21 protein-coding genes and 1 pseudogene are annotated in these 24,927 nt (G+C 42.4%); 5 read left to right on the forward strand and 17 right to left on the reverse strand.

Annotation, left to right across the window (positions count from 1 at the left end):
* Positions 1-98: 98 nt before the first annotated feature.
* The 11 genes and pseudogenes from KSW37_RS06500 to KSW37_RS06545 form a co-directional block, all read right to left on the reverse strand.
* Positions 99-1,655, reverse strand: coding sequence for a hypothetical protein (locus tag KSW37_RS06500; RefSeq protein WP_217313757.1), 1,557 nt, complete (start codon positions 1,653-1,655; stop codon positions 99-101).
* Positions 1,656-1,657: 2 nt separating this feature from the next.
* On the reverse strand, positions 1,658-2,326 hold the full coding sequence (locus tag KSW37_RS06505) for a hypothetical protein (protein WP_217313758.1): 669 nt from the start codon (positions 2,324-2,326) through the stop codon (positions 1,658-1,660).
* Positions 2,327-2,756: 430 nt separating this feature from the next.
* A complete protein-coding gene (locus KSW37_RS06510; protein ID WP_217313759.1) occupies positions 2,757-2,936 on the reverse strand; it encodes a hypothetical protein in 180 nt (59 codons plus the stop codon).
* An 11-nt stretch (positions 2,937-2,947) separates the two neighbouring features.
* Positions 2,948-3,373 (reverse strand): HTH domain-containing protein, encoded by a 426-nt coding sequence (locus tag KSW37_RS06515; RefSeq protein WP_217313760.1) that lies wholly within the window; start codon positions 3,371-3,373, stop codon positions 2,948-2,950.
* 3 nt (positions 3,374-3,376) lie between these two features.
* Positions 3,377-3,649 carry a hypothetical protein gene (locus KSW37_RS15975; RefSeq protein WP_254368572.1) on the reverse strand — a complete coding sequence of 91 codons (273 nt, stop codon included), beginning with the start codon at positions 3,647-3,649 and terminating at the stop codon, positions 3,377-3,379.
* Positions 3,638-4,104, reverse strand: a pseudogene (locus tag KSW37_RS15980) (AlbA family DNA-binding domain-containing protein); the annotation flags it as partial. The gene KSW37_RS15975 and the pseudogene KSW37_RS15980, both read right to left, overlap by 12 nt.
* A gap of 48 nt (positions 4,105-4,152) precedes the next feature.
* A complete protein-coding gene (locus KSW37_RS06525) occupies positions 4,153-5,274 on the reverse strand; it encodes a DNA-processing protein DprA (protein ID WP_217313761.1) in 1,122 nt (373 codons plus the stop codon).
* Positions 5,271-7,502, reverse strand: a complete 2,232-nt coding sequence (locus tag KSW37_RS06530) for a RecQ family ATP-dependent DNA helicase (protein ID WP_217313762.1) — start codon at positions 7,500-7,502, stop codon at positions 5,271-5,273. Before KSW37_RS06530 ends, KSW37_RS06525 begins: the two co-directional genes overlap by 4 nt.
* 485 nt (positions 7,503-7,987) lie before the next feature.
* A complete protein-coding gene (locus KSW37_RS06535) occupies positions 7,988-9,265 on the reverse strand; it encodes an ATP-binding protein (protein WP_217313763.1) in 1,278 nt (425 codons plus the stop codon).
* A 261-nt stretch (positions 9,266-9,526) separates the two neighbouring features.
* Complete coding sequence (locus tag KSW37_RS06540; protein WP_217313764.1) at positions 9,527-10,795, reverse strand: ammonium transporter; 1,269 nt, start codon at positions 10,793-10,795, stop codon at positions 9,527-9,529.
* A 112-nt stretch (positions 10,796-10,907) separates the two neighbouring features.
* Positions 10,908-11,264 (reverse strand): P-II family nitrogen regulator, encoded by a 357-nt coding sequence (locus KSW37_RS06545; RefSeq protein ID WP_006849503.1) that lies wholly within the window; start codon positions 11,262-11,264, stop codon positions 10,908-10,910.
* 479 nt (positions 11,265-11,743) lie between these two features.
* On the opposite strand from KSW37_RS06545, the gene dapF reads away from it, so the two are divergent.
* The 3 genes from dapF to KSW37_RS06560 all read left to right on the forward strand — a co-directional run bounded on the left by dapF (position 11,744) and on the right by KSW37_RS06560 (position 16,112).
* A complete protein-coding gene (gene dapF / locus KSW37_RS06550; protein ID WP_217313765.1) occupies positions 11,744-12,583 on the forward strand; it encodes a diaminopimelate epimerase in 840 nt (279 codons plus the stop codon).
* Positions 12,584-12,645: 62 nt separating this feature from the next.
* Positions 12,646-13,878, forward strand: a complete 1,233-nt coding sequence (locus KSW37_RS06555; protein ID WP_153073375.1) for an LL-diaminopimelate aminotransferase — start codon at positions 12,646-12,648, stop codon at positions 13,876-13,878.
* 44 nt (positions 13,879-13,922) lie between these two features.
* Positions 13,923-16,112, forward strand: coding sequence for a glutamine synthetase III family protein (locus KSW37_RS06560; RefSeq protein WP_203069252.1), 2,190 nt, complete (start codon positions 13,923-13,925; stop codon positions 16,110-16,112).
* Between the two features lie 244 nt (positions 16,113-16,356).
* On the opposite strand, the gene KSW37_RS06565 is transcribed toward KSW37_RS06560, so the two are convergent.
* From KSW37_RS06565 to KSW37_RS06580, 4 genes are all read right to left on the reverse strand, one after another.
* Positions 16,357-17,103 (reverse strand): ZIP family metal transporter, encoded by a 747-nt coding sequence (locus KSW37_RS06565; protein WP_217313766.1) that lies wholly within the window; start codon positions 17,101-17,103, stop codon positions 16,357-16,359.
* Between the two features lie 188 nt (positions 17,104-17,291).
* Positions 17,292-18,599, reverse strand: a complete 1,308-nt coding sequence (gene eno / locus KSW37_RS06570; protein ID WP_217313767.1) for a phosphopyruvate hydratase — start codon at positions 18,597-18,599, stop codon at positions 17,292-17,294.
* A gap of 165 nt (positions 18,600-18,764) precedes the next feature.
* Positions 18,765-19,247 carry a thioredoxin gene (gene trxA, locus KSW37_RS06575; protein ID WP_217313768.1) on the reverse strand — a complete coding sequence of 161 codons (483 nt, stop codon included), beginning with the start codon at positions 19,245-19,247 and terminating at the stop codon, positions 18,765-18,767.
* A gap of 106 nt (positions 19,248-19,353) precedes the next feature.
* Positions 19,354-20,061 (reverse strand): SIMPL domain-containing protein, encoded by a 708-nt coding sequence (locus tag KSW37_RS06580; RefSeq protein WP_118154522.1) that lies wholly within the window; start codon positions 20,059-20,061, stop codon positions 19,354-19,356.
* 222 nt (positions 20,062-20,283) lie between these two features.
* On the opposite strand from KSW37_RS06580, the gene KSW37_RS06585 reads away from it, so the two are divergent.
* Both KSW37_RS06585 and rbr read left to right on the forward strand, forming a co-directional pair.
* On the forward strand, positions 20,284-21,912 hold the full coding sequence (locus tag KSW37_RS06585) for a Na+/H+ antiporter NhaC family protein (RefSeq protein ID WP_217313769.1): 1,629 nt from the start codon (positions 20,284-20,286) through the stop codon (positions 21,910-21,912).
* Positions 21,913-22,003: 91 nt separating this feature from the next.
* Positions 22,004-22,546: a rubrerythrin gene (rbr, locus tag KSW37_RS06590; RefSeq protein ID WP_118154528.1), complete on the forward strand. Its 543-nt coding sequence runs from the start codon at positions 22,004-22,006 to the stop codon at positions 22,544-22,546.
* An 82-nt stretch (positions 22,547-22,628) separates the two neighbouring features.
* Here rbr and mutY read toward each other — a convergent pair whose 3' ends face one another.
* Entirely contained in the window at positions 22,629-23,636 is a 1,008-nt protein-coding gene (mutY, locus tag KSW37_RS06595; RefSeq protein ID WP_217313770.1) for an A/G-specific adenine glycosylase, read from the reverse strand.
* Positions 23,637-23,671: 35 nt separating this feature from the next.
* Positions 23,672-24,925: a mechanosensitive ion channel family protein gene (locus tag KSW37_RS06600; RefSeq protein WP_217313771.1), complete on the reverse strand. Its 1,254-nt coding sequence runs from the start codon at positions 24,923-24,925 to the stop codon at positions 23,672-23,674.
* Positions 24,926-24,927: the final 2 nt, after the last annotated feature.

Consider the following 24,927-nt stretch of genomic DNA (forward strand, 5'->3'; position numbering starts at 1 on the left):
ACACTATTTCAAAGAACGTGGGTCTATTCCTTACGGACAAGACTCCTTTAAATGATTTGTTTAACAAAGCTGTTCCAACAGAAGAGACGGAGGATTGGCTATATCCTAGCCTTTTCAACCCCGACGATTTCTAAACGGGACAGCAGTGCTCTAAAATCAAATTTTTTACTCAATATTCTTTCCTGGATAAACTCAAATAAAGCATTAGCATAATAGTCTCTTTGTTGGGGAAGTCCTGAGTAAAAATGGTTCACGTCTCTATTTAGAAAATTTAATATTTTTTCGCACTCAAGTTCATTTTCTAATGAACTATTCCAAATTACCTGTTCCGCTTTAGAAAAATACATCATTTGCGAAGTGCATCCATTTGTAAACAAATAAAACAATTCAAAAACAGCAGTATCATTATTTTTAAAATTCCAAGAAGTATAGTTATATTCACTACCTATTTCTATATAGCATAACTGTTTTTTTACGAATTCCATAACATTTGAGAATGCAGGCATATTGTTTAGTAATGTAAACGCCAACAATGTATTTACAAAAGATAGTTCACCAGCATCACTGTTTTTTCTGATATTATAAAGGAGATAATACAACCAAAAACCTGTGGGATATTTTATTGTTGGCTGATTAGGATATTGCACATTTATAAAAAATAAAGCTAGTATCAAAGGGAGTTGGTATTTCTTACCCAGAGCCGTAATAGCGATTTGTTTATTATTAAAAACTTTTTTTCCAACAAGTTTAACAAGATAAAACATTTTTTCATCTTGCATAATAGACATAAAACGATATAGCCCATCAAAGCCATATTCTTTAATTAAATTTGACAGATTTACAACATGCTCAACAATTAAGTATTGCTGTGCAGAAACAGAATATGTTAATTTTTTATATAGTTCTGGATACAAAAATGTACACTCATCTTTTTGTTCGTTATCTAAATGCTCATAGTTATTCTCTACAAAAGAACTAAACCCAAAATATTCCTTTTTATTAATCATTATCCACTTTGATACTTGACTTGAATATTTTTTTAAATCATGAAGGAAGCTGTAAGCTAAAACTATAGTTCTATGATGCTTAAAATTGTTAGACTCAAAAGGCAACGTTATAAGCTCATTACTTTCTAGCGCTTTAAACAATCTATACGTCTTTGTTACACGAGGGCTTCGCAGTAAAAGTACAAAAATCGCCTCATGACTTATAGAAGTATTCATTTCGACACATGCCATTCCCAGAATTTCGCTCTTAGAACACAAAACTCCTCCATCTTTTGTTAATTCCATGCCGCCTACCCCTTCTCCTTCTTCGCTAAAATAGGAATATAATTTTACAAATGAAGATTTTGAATAAAAAGTGTAAACAAAACTACAATTTTTATCTTCAACATAAACATTATAAAACCTAGACGAATATTTCAAATACAAGTGTGGTTGCTGCTCTTTATTGGTCTGTCCGAGCGCAATTATTTTATCCCTTATAAGATAAAACCCACCATTAGAATAAAACATAGGATTAAGCTCCAAAATTTGAGAATAATTTTGGGTCACAAATATAGGATAAGTGAATATCGGATCATTAATGTTACGCTCTTCTAACAAAAAATCGATAGAGCTAATATCAGTATTTAAAAAATCATTATATTCCATAGTTATTCAAAGAATAATTGTTCTAAATTACTATACTTTAAAAACATATATATAGCATCCATTCCTTTCTTTCTATTTTCTTCAGAAAGTTTTTGAAAAGCACTACCTGTAATATTCTTACGGACAATTTTTAGACCAACCTTGCACATCTTTATGAGATAAGGTTCCAATAAAGGATTAGCAGATAAACTTATCGGAATTCTACCATACAAAGCTGTAATTATCTTTCCCATAATAAAATTCGGTTTCTTTTCAATTTCCTCATCATTAAGATTAGAATACTCTGAATCAAACCAAATGAGGAACTTTGTAAAACTATTAACATTCCACGTTTCTCTTTGACTAAATACTTCTTCTATTTTACAAAAGAGTTTGTCCCAATTTTCCGTAGTAGGAGGAACGGAGAAAAAAGGTAAACTGTTTTTACTACAACAGTCGGTTTCAAAATCAAATAATTGATTTGATTCATAAGTAGCTTTAAACAGCAAATAAGATGCATTTCCATAACCAAAATTGCTTTTAATAACAAAGGAAAAACCAGTACCTGCTACATTGATTTTTTCACTTTCCTTAAAACCTTTATCTTCATAGCTATTAAAAAGCACATCTGTAGCTGGGGCACTATTTGCATGATACAACTTACCGCTTTCTTTATTATAACATAACACCATAATCTATCAATTTACTAAAAACGAAGTGATTCCAAGCCTAAGGCTTCTCATCATTTTTATAATATCCAGAAATGACTTTCGACAAATCCGCAGCAAATATACAAAAAAAAATATGAAAACGCCATAACTTTTTCTGAAAAAGATGCTTTTTACAGCAAAGAAATCACTTATTTTTACAAAGAACTAAACTTGGCCAAACCATCACATTGAATCAGAAACTCTAGAGCTAACATTCCCTGCAAGAAAAGATTTATCTAGGCAGTACATACAAAGCTATATTAATAATATTGAAAGGCAATCCGCTTGCACAACCATCAATTTCTCAACGGAACTACAGCTATATCTTTATCATATAATAAGATTTATCACTACAAGGCAGTAATTGCTGTAGGGTAAAACCTATACTCCCGCTTCAGTGGGAGTATAGGTTTTATGTACCTCCCATTTTCTCCAGCAAGTTCTTCCTTGCATGATCAGCAATTCCCTTCGCCTCCTGATAGCACCCATCAATTTCTTCATAGGTGTATGCATTCCGAGCCTCAGCGATGCTTTCGGTTGCAACCTCTTCGAACATATCGAAGACGATTTGTTCATTATTATTCTGCTTCATATCTAACACTATTAAGAATAAGTATTTCCTTGTTCAAGTATCACCCAAACACCGGCATTATCTTTACCTTCGTGCCTTATGAAACCCGCTTTTTGCATTACCGCCAAATCTCTTTCTATCGTTCTCGAAGTCACCGACAAAGTCTCCGACATTTGTTTCGCAGAAACTGTTGGATTAGACCTTATTATTGAAACAATAATTTGCTGTCTATCAGACAGTTTAATCTCCGACACGTCTCCGACATTTACACCGACATCCCCGCCACGCTCTGCGATAACTTCGTCTATCGTCTTGCGCTGAACAATCGCCATCACGCCACCTCCATTTTCTTCTATCGTTGGCAATGGCAAGCTGGCCCGTTCAAACTCCTCGGCAATCTTCTTGAAACCACGTCCCCATGATTCCTTATATTCTATATTTTGACTTTCATTCTGCATATTCTATTCCTCCATGCTTTTGATGATTGAATTGACTCTCTTCTCCCTTCCCAATGTCTCAGGAAATGCATAGTGACCACTACCGATTTCTCGTGGATTAGGCTCCATATGTTCGACATACCATGCACGTTTATATTCCGTGGTAATAATGCCGTAATCCCTGGCGGCGATGATGGATGCGGCGAGAGATTCACCATATAGTTCCTTGATGTCTATCATATACCGACCATCTTTTGTGTAGGCTGTCAGCTTGCTTGATTCACGTAAAGAGATCATTTTTTCTTGCGTCAACTCAACCAAAGAATCCTCAATCCGTTGGCATACCTTCTTATGGACCAAGACGGTGCGGCGTAACAGATGCTTCGGAATATGGATAACCCACACCGTTTTATGGGTGTCATCCGTAACGAATTCTTCTATAGACAGCCCTTCTGACGACAGGTAAGTGCATTGTTCTGTAAGTTTGAACGTAGCCGACTGCGTATTGGAAGGCTGTCCATTGAATGTAAGCCTTGAAATGTCCGTCCCAACTATTTCAAGTGTCTTGTCCTTTACACCAGTCACCAAGTATCCACCCTCCATATTGGCAATGGCAGACACATACGAGATGACATCGTCTTTCTCGTCACGCAGAAAGAGTTCTTCAAGTTCTTAAACTCTTTCCATTCACATCGTGCATTCTCCTGCGGATATTCACGAAGGAGATATTGTTGTAGTTCGTGTTCCAGCATAATGTCCTTGCTCTATATGATATTCATGAAAAAGTCTATTAAGAGCCATCAAAACAGTTCTCGTTGCATATTACCTTTCAATTTGTAATAAATTCTATTTTTTATCTTCTTTTTTTCCACTTGAGACATTTTCTCAAGATAGCGTTTCATTTTGTCATCTCTCCAATCTATGTGTAATCTGCTGATTATTTCTTTTGCGGAAATCATTTCTACATTTTTTAGTACAGAAATTATATTTGAATCCAGTGCGTCTTTTTCTAACTGTTCAGGAGTTTTTTGATCATTATGGCTAAGGGTTAAAACCTTGCCAAATATATCCACAGCAGATGCTCCCCTTTGAATAATGAGCCGATTCGCATTTTTCTCTTTGCCGTCGGGATATCTGACATAGATGGGACGGTTCTTTCTTAGACCATCAAGCACACCAGCCCAAGTACCTCCTTTATCATCACTTTGAGCTACAAAAATCTCTGATGCCATACCATATATAATAGGATTACGTGCCATGGCAAATTCTACCGACCATGGTGCCTTAGGGGCAAAAGTGCTCATTACCAGTATGCGTCCTTGAATAATATATTTTAGATATTGTTTGAACCCAGAGTTAAAAGTCATGATACCCTGTGGAAGTACGATAATACTCTTTCCATTAGCATTAACTGCTGATTCTAAAGCTTGACGATCCACTCCTTTTGCAAAACCGCTAACAACAACCTTGTCCTCATCCACGGCTTTCCTTGCTATATTTTCTGTGAAAGCTAAAGATTTTTCACTGGCACTTCGTGAGCCTACAATAGCAATAGTCTCTTCCTTCAACAACGATTTGTTTCCCTTTGTATAAATGACTGTAGGAGCATTAAACTTTAGATTTTTTTTCAGCAGTTTAGGATACTCCTCGTGAGTTACTGGCAAAATGTCATACCCTTGAGACATCAGGTCTTCCACAAGGAAGGAATTATTTGCCAATTGAAGCCTCGCTTCTTCAAACTGAATTTTCTCAGTTTCATTCAGTCCAACAATGTCCCAATTTGAAGAATCTTCAAACAAATCTATTATAGATATTTGTGGAACGTGTTGAAAACAGTTTACATATATCTCATTTTTACGCTTTGTCCACATCTTAGGAATCAATGCAAGCGTTATCCAATATGTCAATTCTTGTTTGTTCATAATGTACCTCCTACAGTTTTTGCAATAACAATAGGAACAATATATTTTGCTCCTTTTTGTGTTAATATACTTCCTACTTCTTTTAATGTTGCGCCACTATCGTATATATCATCTATCAAAAGTATTGTTTTACCTTTGACTATATCATCTTCTATGTCAAATGCGCCCAATACATTTTCATGTTTGCTATATGAATTTTCAAACATTTTCTGTTCTTGTGTTACACGCACCTTTTTCAGAGCATGACTTATAGGCACATTTATTACACGTGCAAACTTCATTGCAAAGTTTTTTACAAGATCTCCAGATTTTGTTGGGGGCAAGTATAACACTAAATCGAATTTAATATCTCTGAATTTCTTTCCAAACATAGACAAAGTCTTATTTAATAGGAAATCAGGAAAATCTCCTCCATTTTCATATTTACTTCGATGTATAGCTGCTCCTATATTAGAAGTTCCATAATAAGATGCTGCATAACCATTCACCATATGTGATGCTTTTCTTAGATGCTCTTTTATTATTTCTACTTCTTCACTGGTATAATCAGATGTTCTAATACTATTTTTATATTCATTCACATATCGTTTTATAATCCCATTATTTGTGTCCTTTATCGTTTTCTCTATCAATATCTCGTAAGGAGAAGTAATACAGACCCTAAAACCGCATTTTTTCGTAGTCCACGAAGCAAGTTCCAAAATTGGGAAAAATGTATTTCTAAAATCCTCAAGTTTCTTCGTTAGCTCTGGTGACATAACTACGTGAATTTTCTCTAAATTTGTATTGTCGCAATTTTTATAATCCATTTGCTCGTTACTATCCAGAAATTTGCATAGGTATTTCATTCTTGGCATATCAGTGTATATATACTGTTCCATAGAACGAAGTTCCTTCAGCTTTGCTTCTCTTTGCTCCTCAAAGTATTCCGTATTTAGAACGGGGGCATTATATTGGTATTCATATTTCTTTGTTTTGCCATAGACAACCTCCTTGATGATTCCTTGTTCTATCAAATCTGCCTTAATCACTTTTGCTTGAGTTTGCTTGAGATTAGCCATTTTTAAGATTTCTTTCTCAGACAGTGGTTCTTCTTTTAATAATTCTATGACCTTTTGATATTTTTTTATTGACGGACGAGCACCATCTATGAATGAATTAGGAAGAATCATGTCTGTAGGCACATTTCTTCTATTATCTTTACTTTCATTGTAAAACAATATTATACGTGTAGGTTTTCCGTCACGTCCAGCACGCCCTATCTCTTGATAGTAGTGAATAGGTGATATTGGTATTTGAGTATGTATGATAAAACGAATGTCAGGTTTATCTATTCCCATACCTAAAGCATTGGTTGATACCACACACTTCCATTTGTTATGCATTAGACCACTTTCTATGGACTTTCTTGTATCTGCATCAAGACCTGCATTATAATCTATAGCTTTGACTCCGATGAATTGAAGCCATTTTGCATAATTTTCAGTATCTACACGTGTACCTGTATATATCAAACCTGTACCATCTAATTTGTCAATGTTCTGAGCCAGCCATATCATTTTTTCATCTTCAGACAGCACTTTTATTACTTGCAGTGCAAAGTTCGGTCGCACAAGGCTTCCTCTTATTGTTGTCAATTGCCCTCCTATCTGCTGTTCAATGTCATGTTGAACCCTTTCAGTTGCGGCAGCAGTAGTAGCAAGGACCGGCAAATTCTTCGGAAGAACCTGTACCAGGTTAATAATCCTACGGAACGATGGTCTAAAATCATGTCCCCAAACAGAAATAGTGTGTGCCTCATCAATTACAATCATTGAAAGTTTTATGTGGCGAGTTGCTTCTATCCATTCATCATTCTCCTGCCTTTCAGGGGCTATATATAATATCTTTATTTCATTGTTTTTAGCCCGTCGAATAGTTTCTTGATTTTCCTCATGTGACTGTTCAGAATTAATATAAGCTGCTGGAATGCCTTTTTTCACCAATCCTCTGACTTGGTCACGCATTAGAGCTATCAGAGGAGAAAATATAACCGTAACCCCATCAAATACTGTGGCAGGGAACTGGTAACACAAAGATTTACCGAATCCTGTACGTTCTATCATTAGGATTCGTTCTCCTCGAAGAATTCGCTCGACTGCCTTCCACTGTTCATCATAGAAATGCTCTATGTTAAATATTTTCTTCAGTTTTGCTTCTGCATCTTTTCTTGTAATAATCATCTGCATAATTGTTTTATTTTAGATATATTTACATCACAAAAATCCTCTTTTCTCTGACATTATCAGAAAAGGAAGACATTCAAGACTATGTCTATAGGCTGCCCATTATACAATGAAGCATCAGCCGTTATTGGCTGTGTGGTGTTATCTTCCAATGTTATTGTTCAGAGGTTAGATGAATACCAATAGACATTCTTTGGTAAGAACTGTCATATTTTGACCACAAAGATAACGAAACTTACCGAGACAAAAGAAGAAAGCACTGTAAATCTTTGATTTGCGACCGCTTTTTAACATTTGAGAGATGAGCGGTAACTTCTCAGCCCCCCAGAGCATGAGTAGTTACTTCTATAGGGGTGCTGAGTAGTTACAGGAGAAGAATCAGGAGATTACAGTAAAAAAACGGTTTACACCTTATTATATAAAGATAGCACCTCGACCGTACTAAACATACAGTCAAGGTGCTAGAGTACAAAGATTCTGTATTTTGATTAATCTTTCAAACAACCAATTGGCACAACATAGACGCCATCGTCCCTGCGAACTGCATAACGAGATGTACCTGTTAGAACCATAAGGAAAGATGGGTATTTCATTTTCGTATCATCGATTTTAGAAGCCAAGAGCTTTAGATTCTTTGCTCCTTCTTCGATGTTCTTCTCACCACCCAATTTAACTTCTATCAGTCCATAATTTCCATTACGCAAATGAACTACGGCATCACACTCTAAACCATTACCATCACGATAATGATACACTGTTCCATCAATAGCATCGGCATAAACACGCAAGTCTCTGATACACATTGATTCAAAGAACAAGCCCATCGTACTGAGGTCATTCACCAAATCATTTGGACCTATACCTAAAGCCGCAACACCAATAGAAGGATCAGCAAAATATCGGGTATCCGAAGTGCGAATAGCCGTTTTACTTCGCAAATTTGGATTCCATGCCAAGGAATCTTCCAATACGAAAATTTTCTTCAATGCTTCTATATAGGAAGCCACCGTATTGCGATTGGTGGCTACAACATCATTATTCTCCAAATCAGCACAGATAGTATTTACCGTTACCTGAGCACATTGGTTTCTTGCTAGAGAACGCAATATTCTTTTTGCTCTTTCCGGATCACGGCTCACATTATCTACACGAGAAATGTCAGAATGCACCACGGCTTCATAATATCTATATGCCATATCAAGTGCTACCTCCTTACTAACCATCGTTGCCTTTGGCCAACCACCCCGACATATCAACCATGCCAAAGAATCAATATTGAGAGGATTAGTTGCAAAAACATCTGCTACGGGATTGGCAAACAATTCTTCAAGACTGACTTCATTTGTAGAATCGCCAGATTCAGAAAGACTCATTGTTCTCATTGTCAACCATGCAAATCGACCAGTCCCTGAATGGTGAATTTTGCTTGTATCAACAGGGACTGCAGAACCAGTAAAGATGAATTGCCCTAGTTCATCTCTATGATCAACCTCAAAACGAGCAGCATCCCAAAGTTGTGGGGCTAATTGCCATTCATCAATAAGACGAGGCACTTCTCCTGAAAGCAACTTTTTGGGAGAAAGATTTGCAAGTTCCACATTCTGCTCCATGTATTCAGGATCATCCATATATACAACGCTCTTTGCTTGCTGTTCTGCAGTTGTCGTCTTTCCACACCACTTGGGACCTTGTATCAAAACGGCGCCACTCCCCAAAAGTCTCCGACTTAACATTTTATCTGCTATTCTTGCCTTATATTTCTTCATAATCATATTTTTTAAACATCGCTGCAAAGATAACCAAAAGTTACTGAATACTAGCATTTTAAACGTTAAATTATGCAAGTTGAGGCATTTTTATTGTGCAGATTGAGGCATTTTCATTGTGCAAGTTGAGGCATTTTCATTGTGCAAGTTGTGGCTATTTCATTGTGCAAGTTGAGGATTTATCGTAAAAAAAATGGTGTTTCATTCCTCAAAATGAAACACCATTGACCTAAATTTTATGCTGATAATCGAATTTCGCAATTAGTTGCTATAAGCACTCTCACCATGCTCGTAGATGTCGAGACCTTCCTCTTCTACTCGCTTGTCAACACGTACACCTACACTCTTATCTACTACCTTGAAGATAATATAGGTAACTACTACGCTGTAGATGATGCTTACTACGGTGGCTACAACCTGAACCCAGAGCTGATGCCAGTCGCCATAGAGGGCACCCTGTACACCTTCGGATCCTGTTACATACTGAGTGGCGAAGACACCGGTGAGGATAGACCCCAGAATACCACCCATACCATGAACACCAAAGGCATCGAGAGCATCATCATACTTGAACTTCTCCTTCACCACTGCTACCATGAAGAAGCAGACGATGGTGGAAATGATACCGATGCAGAAAGCTCCGAAAATATCGGTACTGCCGGCTGCAGGAGTGATGGCTACCAGTCCGGCAACAGCACCGGTACAAGCACCTACTGTGGTTGGCTTCTTGTTCACAATCCAGTCGATGAGCATCCAGGTGGTGGCTGCTGCAGCTGTGGCTACATGAGTTACCAGGAAGGCATTGGCTGCCAGACCATCAGCAGCCAGACCGCTACCGGCATTGAAACCGAACCATCCCAACCAGAGGAATGACATACCCATAAACACGAAGGTGATGTTGTGAGGTGTGATAGGATGACCCGCACGATAATCATCACGCTTGCCTACACAGAGTGCCATGACCAGAGCGGCTACACCGGCATTGATATGTACCACGGTACCACCCGCAAAGTCGATGGCTCCCATCTCCTGCAGGAAACCGCCACCCCATACCCAGTGGGCCATTGGAAGATAAGCGATGATAACCCAAAGGATGGTGAAAAGTACATAACCGCTGAACTTCACACGCTCGGCAAAGGCACCGAGAATCAAGGCTGGAGTAATCAGGGCGAACATGCACTGGAACATTGCAAAGGTGAGTTCCGGAATGCCTGTAGGCATGATGGCAGCCAAGCCGATGCCGTGGAGGAAACATTTATCGAAACCACCGATGACGCAAGCCAGAGGATTGCCCGAATCGGCATATTCTGTAGAGAATGCCCAGGAATAACCGAAGGCTACCCATATCAGACTGACTACTGCCACGATGAATACCGTCTGCATCAGGATGCTGAGAATATTCTTCTGGCGCACCAAACCACCATAAAAAAGTGCTATACCCGGGATTGACATCAAAAGCACCAAGATGGTTGCCATGATCATCCACGCTGTGTTACCCGTATCAAGTGTCGTCAATAATAAACTGCTCATAAAAATATCTTATAGTAAAATTAGAATACAATATTATAATATAGCCTCTCAAATATAAACTTCAATACTAATCATAAAGTTCAATGTTCAAACCTCAAAATTCAAAGTATCTTTATTCCTCTTTCTCAGCGTTATACAATGCAATGTCACCTCGCTCGCCGGTTCTGATTCTTACCGTATCGAGTACAGGAATCACGAAGATTCGGCCATCTCCTACTTCACCGGTCTGTGCAGCGCCCTGGATGGCAGCGATGGTAGGCTCCACGTTCTTGTCACGAACCACGATGTTCAGGAGCACACGCTCGATGCTGCTGGTATCATACATCACACCACGGTAAATGCGAGCCTGGCGCATTTTTCCCTCTCCTCTTACATTATAATAAGAGAACCACTCGATGTCTGCTGCTAAAAGTGCCTTCTTAACATCCTCGAATCTTGACTTGCGGATAATTGCCTCAATCTTCTTCATAATCCTTTAATAATTAATAATGTGTTAATACTTCTATTGATTGTCTCTTTTCGAAAACGGACTCTCATTGGTTGTTATCCAAACTAAGCATTTCTTTTGCATTATGTTCGTTTTCGGCTGCAAAATTAATACATTTTGTCAGTATTTTAAAGAATAACCAAACATTTCGCTTTTACTTTTTATCGAATATTTTAAATTTATCCGGGCTTATCGCATTCTCCTTACAATTTGTAAGGCAGAAAGCGTTTTTATAACACAAATTGTAAGAAAGTGAAAAATAATCAAGATTTCTGTATTTATTTCCTTGCATATCTCAACAAATCGTCGTACCTTTGCAACCGAAATCAAACAAATAGTCATCGAAATATTCGAAAGACTAGCAAAAAGTCAAATCTCAAAGACTAGCAAAAAGTCAAATCTCAAAAGAGATAAGACATGAGAGATAAAAGAAGAGTATTCAAACATAAAGAACAACGCAGATGAAAGAAACAGTTCATTTTACAAAGATGCAGGGAGCGGGTAACGATTATATATATGTAGATACCCAGATGTACAATATCCCTGACCCAGAGAAGGCGGCCATTGCCTGGAGTGCTTACCATACAGGCATAGGAAGCGATGGACTGGTTCTCATCGGAAAGCCGCAAGACGGCAGAAGAGCAGATTATTCGATGCGCATCTTCAATGCCGATGGTTCAGAAGCGATGATGTGCGGCAATGCAAGCCGATGCATCGGTAAGTATCTTTACGAAAAAGGATTGACCCGAAAGGACACCATCCGACTGGAAACACTTTCGGGTATCAAGATATTGAAACTTCATCTTCAGGATAATAAGAAAGTTGTGGAATCGGTAACAGTAGACATGCTGGAACCCAAACTTGAAAATCCCGAGCAATTCATAGGCCCTTCGGTGCTCGAAGCTGACGGCAGAAAATTTGAAGGCACCTATGTTTGCATGGGTAATCCGCATTTCGTTACCTTCGTGGATGACATCGACACCATCGACATCGCCCACTATGGTAAAATCCTGGAAAGAGACAAGGCATTTCCCCAGAGATGCAACATAGAATTTGCACAAGTAACTGACACAGACGCCATAAGAACACGAGTTTGGGAAAGGGGAAGCGGAATAACAATGGCTTGCGGAACAGGAGCCTGTGCCACAGCCGTAGCCGCAGCCCTTACCAAGCGTACTGGCAGAAAAAGCAGTATCGTGATGGATGGCGGAACGCTACAGATAGAATACAGCGAGGCTGATGATCATGTTTACATGACAGGGCCTGCAGCCTTCTCATTCGAAGGAGAAATTGAATTATAAATAAGAGCAAACTTAAATAACAAATGGTCGATAATGACCGTAAATAAAAGGAGAAACAAAATATGGCATTAGTTAATGAACATTTCCTGAAGTTGGCCAACAACTACTTGTTTGCCGACATCGCAAAGAAGGTGAACGCCTACAAGATTGCACATCCAAAGCAGCGTGTAATCAGTCTGGGCATCGGTGACGTAACCCAGCCTCTCTGCCCTGCCGTCATCAAGGCGATGCACAAGGCTGTAGACGAGATGGCTGAGCAGGCTTCTTTCAGAGGCTATGGTCCGGAGCGAGGCTACGACTTTCTCCGAGAGGCTATCATCAAGAACGACTTCCTGCCACGTGGCATTCATCTTGACGCCAACGAGGTATTCGTAAACGATGGAGCCAAGAGTGATACAGGAAATATCCAGGAGATTTTGAGATGGGATAACAACATCGGCGTTACCGACCCGATTTATCCGGTTTATATAGACTCTAACGTGATGATAGGTAGAGCCGGAGTCTTCGAGAACGGCAAGTGGAGCAATGTAACCTACATGCCTTGCGATGAGAGCGATGACTTCATCCCTCAGATTCCAGACCACCGTGTGGACATGATTTATCTCTGTTATCCAAATAACCCTACGGGTACGGTCATCTCGAAAGAAGAACTCAGAAAATGGGTAAACTATGCTATCAAGAACGAGAGCATCATCCTCTATGATGCAGCCTACGAGGCATATATCACCGACCCATCAATTCCTCATTCTATCTACGAGATTCGTGGAGCCAGAAAGGTAGCGATAGAATTCCACAGTTATTCGAAGACTGCCGGATTCACCGGTGTGCGTTGTGGTTACACCATCGTTCCTAAAGAGTTGAAGGCAAAGACATTGGCAGGTGAGGAAGTGGCATTGAATCCTATCTGGGACCGCCGCCAGTGCACCAAGTTTAATGGTACAAGCTATATCAGCCAGCGTGCTGCCGAAGCCATCTACACCCCTGAGGGTAAGGAACAGGTGAAGGCAACCATCAATTACTATATGGAGAATGCCCACTTCATGAGAGCAGAACTCCAGAAACTCGGCTTGAGAGTATATGGCGGCGAGAATGCACCTTATCTCTGGGTGAAGACGCCAAACAATACACCTAGCTGGAAATTCTTCGAAGAGATGCTTTATGGTGCCAGCGTAGTCTGCACTCCAGGTGTCGGCTTCGGTCCATCGGGCGAAGGCTACATCCGACTCACCGCTTTCGGCGAGCATGAGGACTGCAAGGAAGCCATGGAGAGAATTGCCAAGTGGCTGGGAAAATAATTCAACACTTAACATTGAACATTAAACATTTAAAAATATAAGGTATGAGCAACTTAAGATTTGAAGCTGTTTCAGAGGCTTCCAAGAGAAAGCCTGTTGAGGTAACCGCTCCTAGCGAGCGACCAAGTGAATTCTTCGGAAAGAAGGTATTCAACCGACAGAAGATGTACAAGTATCTCCCTGCAGATGTCTATGAGAAACTGGTAGATGTCATCGACAACGGAGCACGTCTCGACCGTAACATCGCCAACGCCGTAGCCAAAGGCATCAAGCAGTGGGCTGACGAGAATGGCGTAACACACTACACCCACTGGTTCCAGCCACTGACAGAAGGTACTGCCGAGAAGCACGATGCCTTCATCGAGCATGATGGCAAGGGTGGTATGATCGAGGAATTTTCAGGCAAGTTGCTCGTTCAGCAGGAGCCTGATGCATCATCTTTCCCATCTGGCGGTATCCGCTCAACCTTCGAGGCACGCGGTTATTCAGCATGGGATCCAACATCGCCTGTATTCATCATCGATGATACACTCTGTATCCCTACTGTCTTCATCTCTTATACAGGTGAGGCTCTCGACTATAAAGCTCCATTGCTCCGTTCATTGCACGCTGTAAACGTAGCAGCTACAGAGGTTTGCCACTACTTCAACCCTGATGTCAAGAAAGTTATTTCCAATCTCGGTTGGGAGCAGGAGTACTTCCTGGTAGATGAAAGCTTGTATGCTGCACGTCCTGACCTGATGCTGACAGGTCGCACCCTGATGGGTCACGATTCTGCCAAGAACCAGCAGATGGACGACCACTACTTCGGCGCCATCCCAGAGCGTGTTCAGGCTTTCATGAAGGATTTGGAAATCCAGGCTCTCGAACTCGGTATTCCTTGCAAGACACGCCATAACGAGGTAGCACCAAACCAGTTTGAGTTGGCACCTATCTTCGAGGAGACCAACCTTGCCGTTGACCACAACATGCTCCTGATGAGCTTGATGAAGAAGGTGGCTCGCCATCACGGTTTCCGCGTACTTCTCCATGAGAAGCCATTCGCAGGCATCAACGGTTCCGGTAAGCACAACAACTGGAGTCTCGCTACAGATACAGGCATTCTGCTTCATGGTCCTGGCAAGACACCAGAGGATAACCTCCGTTTCGTAGTCTTCATCACAGAGACTTTGATGGGTGTATACAAGCACAATGGTTTGCTCAAGGCATCTATCATGAGTGCAACCAATGCGCATCGTCTGGGCGCCAACGAGGCACCTCCAGCAATCATCTCTTCATTCCTCGGCAAGCAGTTGACCGACCTTCTCGAGCACATTGAGAAAGCCGACAAGAAGGATCTCTTCACCGTGGCTGGCAAGCAGGGCATGAAGTTGGATATCCCTGAGATTCCAGAGTTGATGATTGATAACACCGACCGTAACCGTACTTCTCCATTCGCCTTCACCGGTAACCGTTTCGAGTTCCGTGCCGTAGGTTCTGAGGCTAACTGTGCATCAGCAATGATCGTATTGAACACAGCTGTAGCTGAGGCTTTGACCAACTTCAAGAAGCGTGTGGATGAGTTGATTGCCAAGGGTGAGGACAAGACTTCTGCCATCATCGATATCGTTCGCCAGGATTTGAAGACCTGCAAGCCAATCCGTTTCGATGGTAATGGTTACTCAGATGAATGGGTAGAGGAAGCAGCTAAGCGTGGTCTGGACTGCGAGAAGAGCTGTCCAAAGATTTTCGAGCGTTATCTCGACCCTGCATCTATCAAGATGTTCGAGGATATGGGCGTCATGAAGAAGAACGAGTTGGAAGCCCGTAACGAGGTGAAATGGGAGACCTACACCAAGAAGATTCAGATTGAGGCTCGTGTAATGGGCGATTTGAGCATGAACCACATCATCCCAGTGGCTACTCACTATCAGAGCCAGTTGGCTAAGAATGTGGAGAACATGATTGACATCTTCGGTGACGAGGAAGGCAAGAAGTTGACTGCCCGCAACATCAATATCATCAAGAAGATTGCCGAGCGCACTCAGATTATCGAGACCGGTGTTGAGGAGTTGGTAAATGCCCGCAAGGTAGCCAACAAGATTGAGAACGAACACGATAAGGCAATTGCTTATCATGACACAGTAGCTCCAAAGATGGAGGAAATCCGTTATCAGATTGACAAGTTGGAGTTGACAGTAGCCGATGAGCTCTGGACCTTGCCTAAGTATCGTGAACTCCTGTTCATCCGCTAATCAGCAATGTCTTCAAAATAGATAAGACATATTTTTCTGACAGATAAAAAAAACAAAGCTCTAACAAGAGCTACTCTTCATCAGATATAACAATTGAACGATCAATCTATTTCTTTTATTGGTTGTTTAAGTTTGCGCGGAGTGTGGTTGTGAAATCACGCTCCGCTTTTTTTCACAAAAAAAGCCTACACCTAAGTACACTCTGTATTTAGGAAATACTACCTGCCTCGGTATCAGATTCTGATTACACATATTTCTCCATCAGCACAAAGGTGATGAAACCCAGGAGAAGAGCATAGGTGGCTTGCTTCTGAAAACCATGGGCATGGGTTTCTGGAATCATCTCATCGCTCGTTACATAAAGCATGGCACCACCGGCAAAACCCAGCATCACGGGGAGGAAGGTGGTAGAGGCTGAGCCCAAACCGAAACCCAACAGAATGCCTACCACTTCGAGCAGGGCGATGAAGATGGAAATGAAGAAGGTACGGGCTGCAGAAACACCAGCCATCATCAAAGGAGCGATGATAACCATTCCCTCGGGGATATTCTGCAGGGCGATGCCGAAGGAAACACCCCACTCCGTTGCGCCTTCTGCTGAGCAGACGCTCACTCCTGCTGCCATGCCCTCGGGCAGTTTGTGCAGGGCGATTGCCATCACAAAAAGCATCACATGACTGAGCCTGGCATTGTTGCGATGCTCCTCGGGATCGAGTCCCGTGATATGATGAAGATGGGGAGTTACCAGATCTAGCACATTCAGAAACAAGGCTCCTGCCATCACGCCGATTACTACCAGCCACCAAAGACTGGTCTGTTCGAAGGCTGGCACTATCAGTCCCAACGTGGAAGCTGCCAGCATGATTCCGGCACAATATCCCAATACGGCATCGTTCCATTTATGAGGCAACTCCTTGACGAAGAAACCCAGAATAGCACCAATAATGGTGGCACCACAAAGTCCGGCAGCACTAATCAATACGTTTGTCATAATCAATAAAATATATCGAAGTTATCCAGTTAAATACATGAAGATGCAGATACATCATAGAAGATAAAAAAGCATGGACAACCCTCACGGTCATCCATGCCCATCTATTTCGTATCTGATCTATTCTATTTTTATAAAATGTGTATGTCATGGTGAAATTGGTATTTTCCAATTTCATATCATCATTCCTATTTCAACTTCTTATAACCGTAAACTGCGCTATTGCCCAACTGCTCTTCGATGCGGATAAGCTGGTTGTACTTAGCCATACGGTCGGTACGACTCATAGAACCCGTCTTAATCTGACCGGAGTTAGTTGCTACGGCAATATCAGCAATTGTTGTATCCTCGGTTTCACCAGAACGATGGGAAGTAACGGTGGTGTAACCATGACGGTGAGCCATCTCAATAGCATCCAGTGTCTCAGTGAGAGAACCAATCTGGTTCACCTTGATGAGGATAGAGTTGGCTGCACCCATCTTGATACCCTTCTCCAGGAACTTCACGTTGGTTACAAAGAGGTCGTCACCTACCAACTGGCAACGGTCGCCGATGGCAGCGGTCAACTTCACCCAGTTGTCCCAATCGTTCTCATCAAGACCATCCTCGATAGAATCGATAGGATATTTGGTAATCAGTTTCTCCAGGAACTTAATCTGCTCAGCAGCAGTCAGTTTCTTACCATTAGGATCCTTCTTCTTGCCATCCTTCAACTGGCGGTAATCGTAGAACCACTCACCATTCTCCTGAACGGCAAACTCGCTGGCAGCACAGTCCATGGCAATCTTCACATCCTTTCCTGGCTCATAACCTGCATCCTTGATAGCCTGGCAAATGCTCTCAAGCGCATCCTCGATACCATCGAGTGCAGGAGCAAAACCACCCTCATCACCTACGGCAGTAGAAAGACCACGGCTCTTCAAGAGCTTAGCCAAGGCATGGAACACCTCTGCACCCATACGGATAGCCTCCTTCTCGGAAGGAGCACCCACAGGACGAATCATGAACTCCTGGAAGGCGATAGGCGCGTCAGAGTGAGCACCACCATTGATGATGTTCATCATAGGAACAGGAAGGGTATAAGTATTGCAACCGCCAATGTAGCGATACAATGGGATGTGGAGGTACTCAGCAGCAGCATGAGCCACAGCCAGAGAAACACCGAGGATGGCATTGGCACCCAGATTAGACTTGGTCTTGGTACCGTCGAGTTCCAACATCTTATAATCGATGGCACGCTGCTCCAAGGCAGAAAAACCTACCAAAGCCGGAGCAATCACCTGATTCACATTCTCCACGGCCTTCAAGACACCCTTGCCGCCATAGCGGTTCTTGTCGCCATCACGAAGTTCCAAAGCCTCGTTCTCGCCAGTTGATGCACCAGAAGGAACCGATGCACGACCTACGACACCTGACTTCAATGAAACTTCAACCTCTACTGTAGGATTGCCACGAGAATCCAAGATTTCTCTTGCATGAACATTTTCAATAATCATAATACTATAATACTTTTAATTAAATAAAACATTTTTTCCGAGTGCAAATTTAGGTATTATCTGACAAATCTCCAAATTTCGGGCATCATCAAAAGTAGGTATTCGCCCGAAAATACCTACATATAGGTAAGGAGAGGCATGGAAATTTGAGATGCTACCAAATTGTCATTTTGTTTTAATTTTACCAATCAGTTCTTCGAAATCCTCCTTTTGCATAGCACCCATCTGCACTGATGGTTTGCCTTTCACGGGGATGAAGAGGAAGGTAGGGATGCTGCTGATACCGAAAACAGAAGCAAGTTCGGACTCCTGGTCGATATCAACCTTATAGAAATCTATCTTGCCGGCATATTTCTCGGCGAGAGATTCTACTACAGGAGCCATCATCTTGCAAGGACCACACCAGGTGGTATAGAAATCGATGACGGCAGGACGGGAACCGGCGAATACCCATTCATCCGGATGAGCCTCGTAATCCATAATCTTTTTTCTGAAATCAGATGTGGTAAGATATTGCACCTTGGCAGTTTCAGTTTTCTCAGACTTCTCTTCAGCCGTTTGAGAAGAAACAGCAGGTGCTTTCCTGTTCTGAGAACAAGAAACAAGAAATGGTAGAAATAAAACAACTGCTAATATAATTTTCTTCATAGTTTTTTCGTTGCTTTAATATGATAGAGTGTGCCATTAGTCTATAACACGCCCTCTTATTACAATTAATCACTAATAAATAATCATTACTCACTAATCACTACTCCTAATCCTTCAAAGAATAAGTAACGGTAGTAACAACCCTTACCTTTTTAATATATGGAGTGTTGGAATCGCGGTCTTCGATAGAGAACTGACCCTGGTCGGCATTCATGATTTTATCAATCTTGCTCTTGCTGTTCTCAGCAAACTGGGTAGCAGTCTGCTCAGCATTTTCTATCGCTTCCTGCATCATTTTAGGTTTCATCTGCCGGAAGGCAACATACTCATACTTCACCGGATTCTCGTAACCACCATCCACAATGGCAACACCTTTCTGAAGCAGATCACCCTGACGGGCAATGATACTGCGGACCAGTTTCACATTCTTCGATGTAACCGTGATGATGGAAGTAATGTTATAACGATACCCCTGGCGGTTTTCGCCATATCGTTCAGCATTGAGGTCGATGACCACAGGCGCATTCACATTGATTTCATTAGCCTTAACGCCATTCTCCACCAGGAAGTTTCTGATGGTTCTCGTGGTGGCATTGATTTTTTGATAGAGTTCAGGCAGGTCATTGCCTATTTCCTTGGAAACGATAGGCCACGTCACCTTATCAGCCTCCACCTCCTTTTCGGCAAGGCCTTTCACTACAACCTTTCGGTCTTTACTAATCACACTTTCAAGTCCCGACTTGATACAAAATCCAAGCATGATGATGCCGATGGTTAAAATCACGGCTTGCTTAATACCAGAATTGATGTTCATAATTAGTCCTCCATTATTAAGTTGTTAAAATTGAGTTACCTTTCTATCTCAGATTGAGTTGCAATTTGAGTTTTCAAAGATACAATAAAAATATAGAAAAACGACACTTTATAATGATAAAATATGCTAAAATAGCCCATATCAACCCATAAGCACCATTTTTTCTGCCCAAAAGCTTGCATATATTACCGAAAAAAACTACCTTTGCCAAAAAACAATAAAATGGATTACAACATGATTGGGACCGCATGGTCGTTACTGCCTCCTATCGTCGCCATCGCTCTGGCGCTGAAGACGAAAGAGGTCTATTCTTCTCTTTTTATCGGTATCATACTGGGTGCCGTTCAATATTGCATTTCGATGGGAACAGGTTTCGACGGATTCCTCGTTCACCTGACAAACCACACTGTAGGTGAAGGCGATGATGCCAAGGCATACGGTTTGATACATTGCCTTTCCGACCCATGGAACGTGGGCATTCTAGTATTCCTGGTGGTATTAGGCAGCATCGTTTCATTGATGAACAAGGCGGGTGGTTCGGCAGCTTTCGGCCGTTGGGCTTCCAAGCACGTACACTCGAAGGTTGGCGTACAGATTGCTACCATCCTGCTCGGCATTCTGATATTCATCGACGATTACTTCAACTGCCTTACGGTGGGTTCGGTAATGCGTCCTATCGCTGTGCGCAATGGTGTCACCAAGGAGAAGCTGGCTTATCTCATCGATTCTACAGCCGCTCCGGTCTGCATCATCTCCCCTATCTCGAGTTGGGCAGCTGCGGTATCGGGCTTCGTATCGGGCGGAGAGAACGGACTGGCGCTTTTCTGCAAGGCGATACCTTTTAATTTCTACGCTTTCTTTACCATCCTCTTTATGTTTGGCATCGTGATACTGGGCTTCGACTTCAAGGCGATGAGCAAGTATGATGCAAGACTGAAGGAATGGTACGAGCGAACCAATGGCGGAAAACTCGATGAAGTGAGCGATACCAAACTGCAGATTGTTGAGCACGGTGTGGGAGCCAAACAGGAAGAGGATTCCAAGAACAAGGGAACCGTGAGCGACCTGGTGATTCCAATCATCATGCTGATTATCTTCTGCATGGCGGGCATGGTATATTCGGGCGGATTCTTCGATGCCGATAATACCAACTATCTCAACTTTGTAGATTCCTTTGCAGCGAGCAATGCCTCTGTGGGTCTGGTAATCGGTTCTTTGGCAGCCCTGATTCTTACCATCATGATGTTTACCATTCGCAAGACCTTGCCTTTCGATGAAGCGATGAGTAGTCTCATCAAGGGGTTTGAGGCGATGGTACCAGCCATTCTGATTCTTACTTTGGCATGGACTCTGAAGAGTATGACCGACTCGCTGGGTGCGGCAGAATATGTATCATCGGTTGTAGCGAGCAGTGCATCAGAACTTCAGATGCTTCTTCCGGGCATCATCTTCCTGGTAGCAGGCTTCCTAGCATTTGCAACAGGCACCTCATGGGGAACCTTCGGTATTCTGATTCCTATCTGCATCGCCGTATTCCCTGGTGCAGATCCTTTGCGCATCATCTCTATCTCGGCATGTATGGCAGGAGCGGTATGTGGCGACCATATCTCTCCTATCAGCGATACTACCATCATGGCGAGTGCGGGAGCGGAATGCAAGCATGTGCATCATGTATCATCACAGTTGCCTTACGCCCTGACTGTAGCCTTTGTGAGTTTCCTCACCTTCGTTGTAGCGGGATTCACTCATACGCTGGGTATGGTAACGAGTGCCATTATCTCGTGGATCTTCGGTGTTGCCATGCTCGGTTTTGCTTTATTTTATTTAAATAAGCGCCAAAAAGTTAAATAGTTCTTAATTTATTTGTATATTTGAAATATTTTCAATATCTTTGTAAAAGAATTTAATAAAGAACATTTTAACATTATAAAAAGAATACATTATGAAGGAATTAAAAGGAACAAAGACAGAGAAGAACCTCCAGGAGGCTTTCGCTGGTGAGTCACAGGCTCGTAACAAATATACCTATTTTGCAAGCAAGGCAAAGAAGGACGGTTTTGTACAGATAGCCAACATCTTTGAGGAGACAGCTGCCAACGAGAAGGAGCATGCTAAGTTGTGGTTCAAGTATCTGGAGGGCGGTGCTATCCAGGATACCGAGAAGAACCTGGAGGCTGCTGCCAATGGTGAGCACGATGAATGGACTGACATGTATCCACGCATGGCAAAGGAGGCTCACGAAGAAGGTTTCGAAGAGATTGCAGCTAAGTTTGAGATGGTTGCTGAAATCGAGAAGCACCATGAGGAGCGTTATCGCAAGCTCTTGAAGAACGTACAGGACAAGCTCGTCTTCTCTCGTGACGGCGACTGCATCTGGCAGTGCTCTAACTGCGGACATATCGTAGTAGGCAAGAAGGCTCCTGAGGTTTGCCCAGTCTGCAACCACCCACAGAGCTACTTCCAGATTGAAGCACAGAATTACTAATTCTTGCTTGAGACGAAATATCTAACAGAAGATATATAAATAAGAGAGGGTGTGTCATGGCCTTATGACACACCCTCTTTTTTTATGATTTAGCTTGAACCATTTCCAACAAGATTTCTATCAATCTAGGAACACCATACTGTCCTATCTCGTCCTCTTTCACCCAGATATAATCATCAGGGAGCAGGGGGCGGGTTTCTGTTTCCTGCAGATAGAAGTCGGCAAGGAGGATGCGATGGGTAAGTACATGCTTCACATCCTTAGCCAGGAGAAGAGGATTATGGACAAAGGCAGGCAGTTGCGGAACATCTGATGCGTTATATGGTTCCCACAATCCTTGCCAGATATCACCCTCACCGCGACGGTGGATAGCCACATCACCTTTACACCTTATATATATATAGGAGAGATGGCGCGTTTTCACCTTCAGTGTCTTGTTCTTCACCGGCAACTCCTCTACCCTTCCTGTTCTCAAAGCCTCACAGGTTTCAGCAAGCGGACAGACAAGACACTTCGGAGATTGAGGAGTGCACTGAATAGCTCCGAAATCCATCATGCCCTGATTATAAGATGCAGCATCAGAAGCAGGCAAAAGTGATTGCGCCAACACAGCAAACTCCTTTTTCCCCTGCGTTGAGTTGATAGGAGTATCTATTCCGAAGTAACGTGAAAGAACCCGATACACATTGCCATCTACTACTGCCGCCGGAATATCGAAAGCGAAAGAACCGATGGCTGCTGCAGTATAATCGCCCACCCCCTTCAGGGCTTTGATACCTTCAAGTGTATCTGGGAAATGACCGAGCTCCACTATCTGTCTGGCAGCAGTATGAAGGTTGCGGGCTCGCGAGTAATACCCCAAGCCCTGCCAGAGTTTCAAGACATCATCCTCGCTGGCAGCAGCCAAGTCTTCAACCTTGGGATAGGTCTTCATGAACCGCTCCCAATATTCCCACCCCTGTGCGATGCGGGTTTGCTGAAGGATGATTTCGCTCAGCCAGATGGCATAAGGATCCTTGGTTTCGCGCCAAGGCAAATCCCTACCATACTCACGAAACCAACGGATAATGACAGCCGAAAAACTATTCATAAAATTCAATGTTCAAATCTCAATGTTCAAAGTAATTACTGTTCCGGATATTGCTCGTAAATCTTCAGACCGAACTCATTCGCCAAGGCATAGGCATGCTCCATGATATCGGCGAGGATATGCTCGTAATTTACCCATACCTTATCCTTGATGAAGAAATAGAACTCGATAGGAAGACCGCATTGCGTGGCTTCCATGTGGCGCACCATCAACGTAAGATCGGTATTGACCTCCGGACGCTGGCGCAGATACTTCTCCATGAATTTACGGTAAAGCTGAAGATTGGTAGGAGCAAGGGCTGCAGGATTCTTTAAATCCTCAATATCCTTCCCTTCTTGTATATCTTTATCTATCGCCTTCTGCAACGACTCCTTCAGCTTAAACGAATCTTCGGTGGCGAAATGCTTGGTAAGCAGAGTGCATTTTAATGTCTCATCTACCAGACGGACACTGCGGAAATCGAAGTAAACCACGCGCTTCACTCTTCGTCCACCACTCTTCTGCATACCAATCCAGTTCTGGAACGAACCATTCACTAGGGTAATAGGCGAAATGGTAACGATGGTGTTATCAAAGTTGCGCACCTTAACGGTCGTGAGTGACATATCCTCAACGATACCATTGGCATCCACCGACTTCACCGTAATCCAGTCGCCCTTATGCAACATATCATTGCTGGTAAGACGCACACCTGCCGCCAATCCCGTGATGGTATCCTTAAAGACCAGCATTAGGACTGCCGAGGTAGCACCCAAACCGGCAAAGAGGGTCATCGGGTTCTTGCCCAACAGGATGGCAACCACCACCACAGCAGCCACGAAGAGCATCAATACCCTGAGAACACCGCAGAAAGTATGAAAATACTGCTGAGTCGACGAGCGTCGCTCCTGAGAATCCTCCAATCCTTTGAAAGACCCGATGAAAACCAGAGCCGTACGCACCGACATCACCACGATATAAATGCCCGTAGCCCGTTCCAATATCTCCTTGAATATCGGATACTCCAGATAAATCAGTGGCATGAGCGACCATATCACCACAGCCGGCACAATATGGCAAGCCGAGGTGAGCACCTTCTTGTTCAGCAGCACATCATCCCAAGTGACGTCCGTCTTATCAGTAATCTTACTGATGAGCGGAACCAGTATCTTGCGACAAAGAAAATCGCTCAGTATCGCCAAGAGAATGGCAGTAATGGTGAGCAAGATATGGCGCAGCATGGGCACAAAATCACCGGTGACTCCTGCCCATGTAATCATTTCATCTACAAACTTACGAATTTCCTCCATAA

This window comes from Segatella copri (genome assembly GCF_019127135.1).
GTDB lineage: Bacteria > Bacteroidota > Bacteroidia > Bacteroidales > Bacteroidaceae > Prevotella.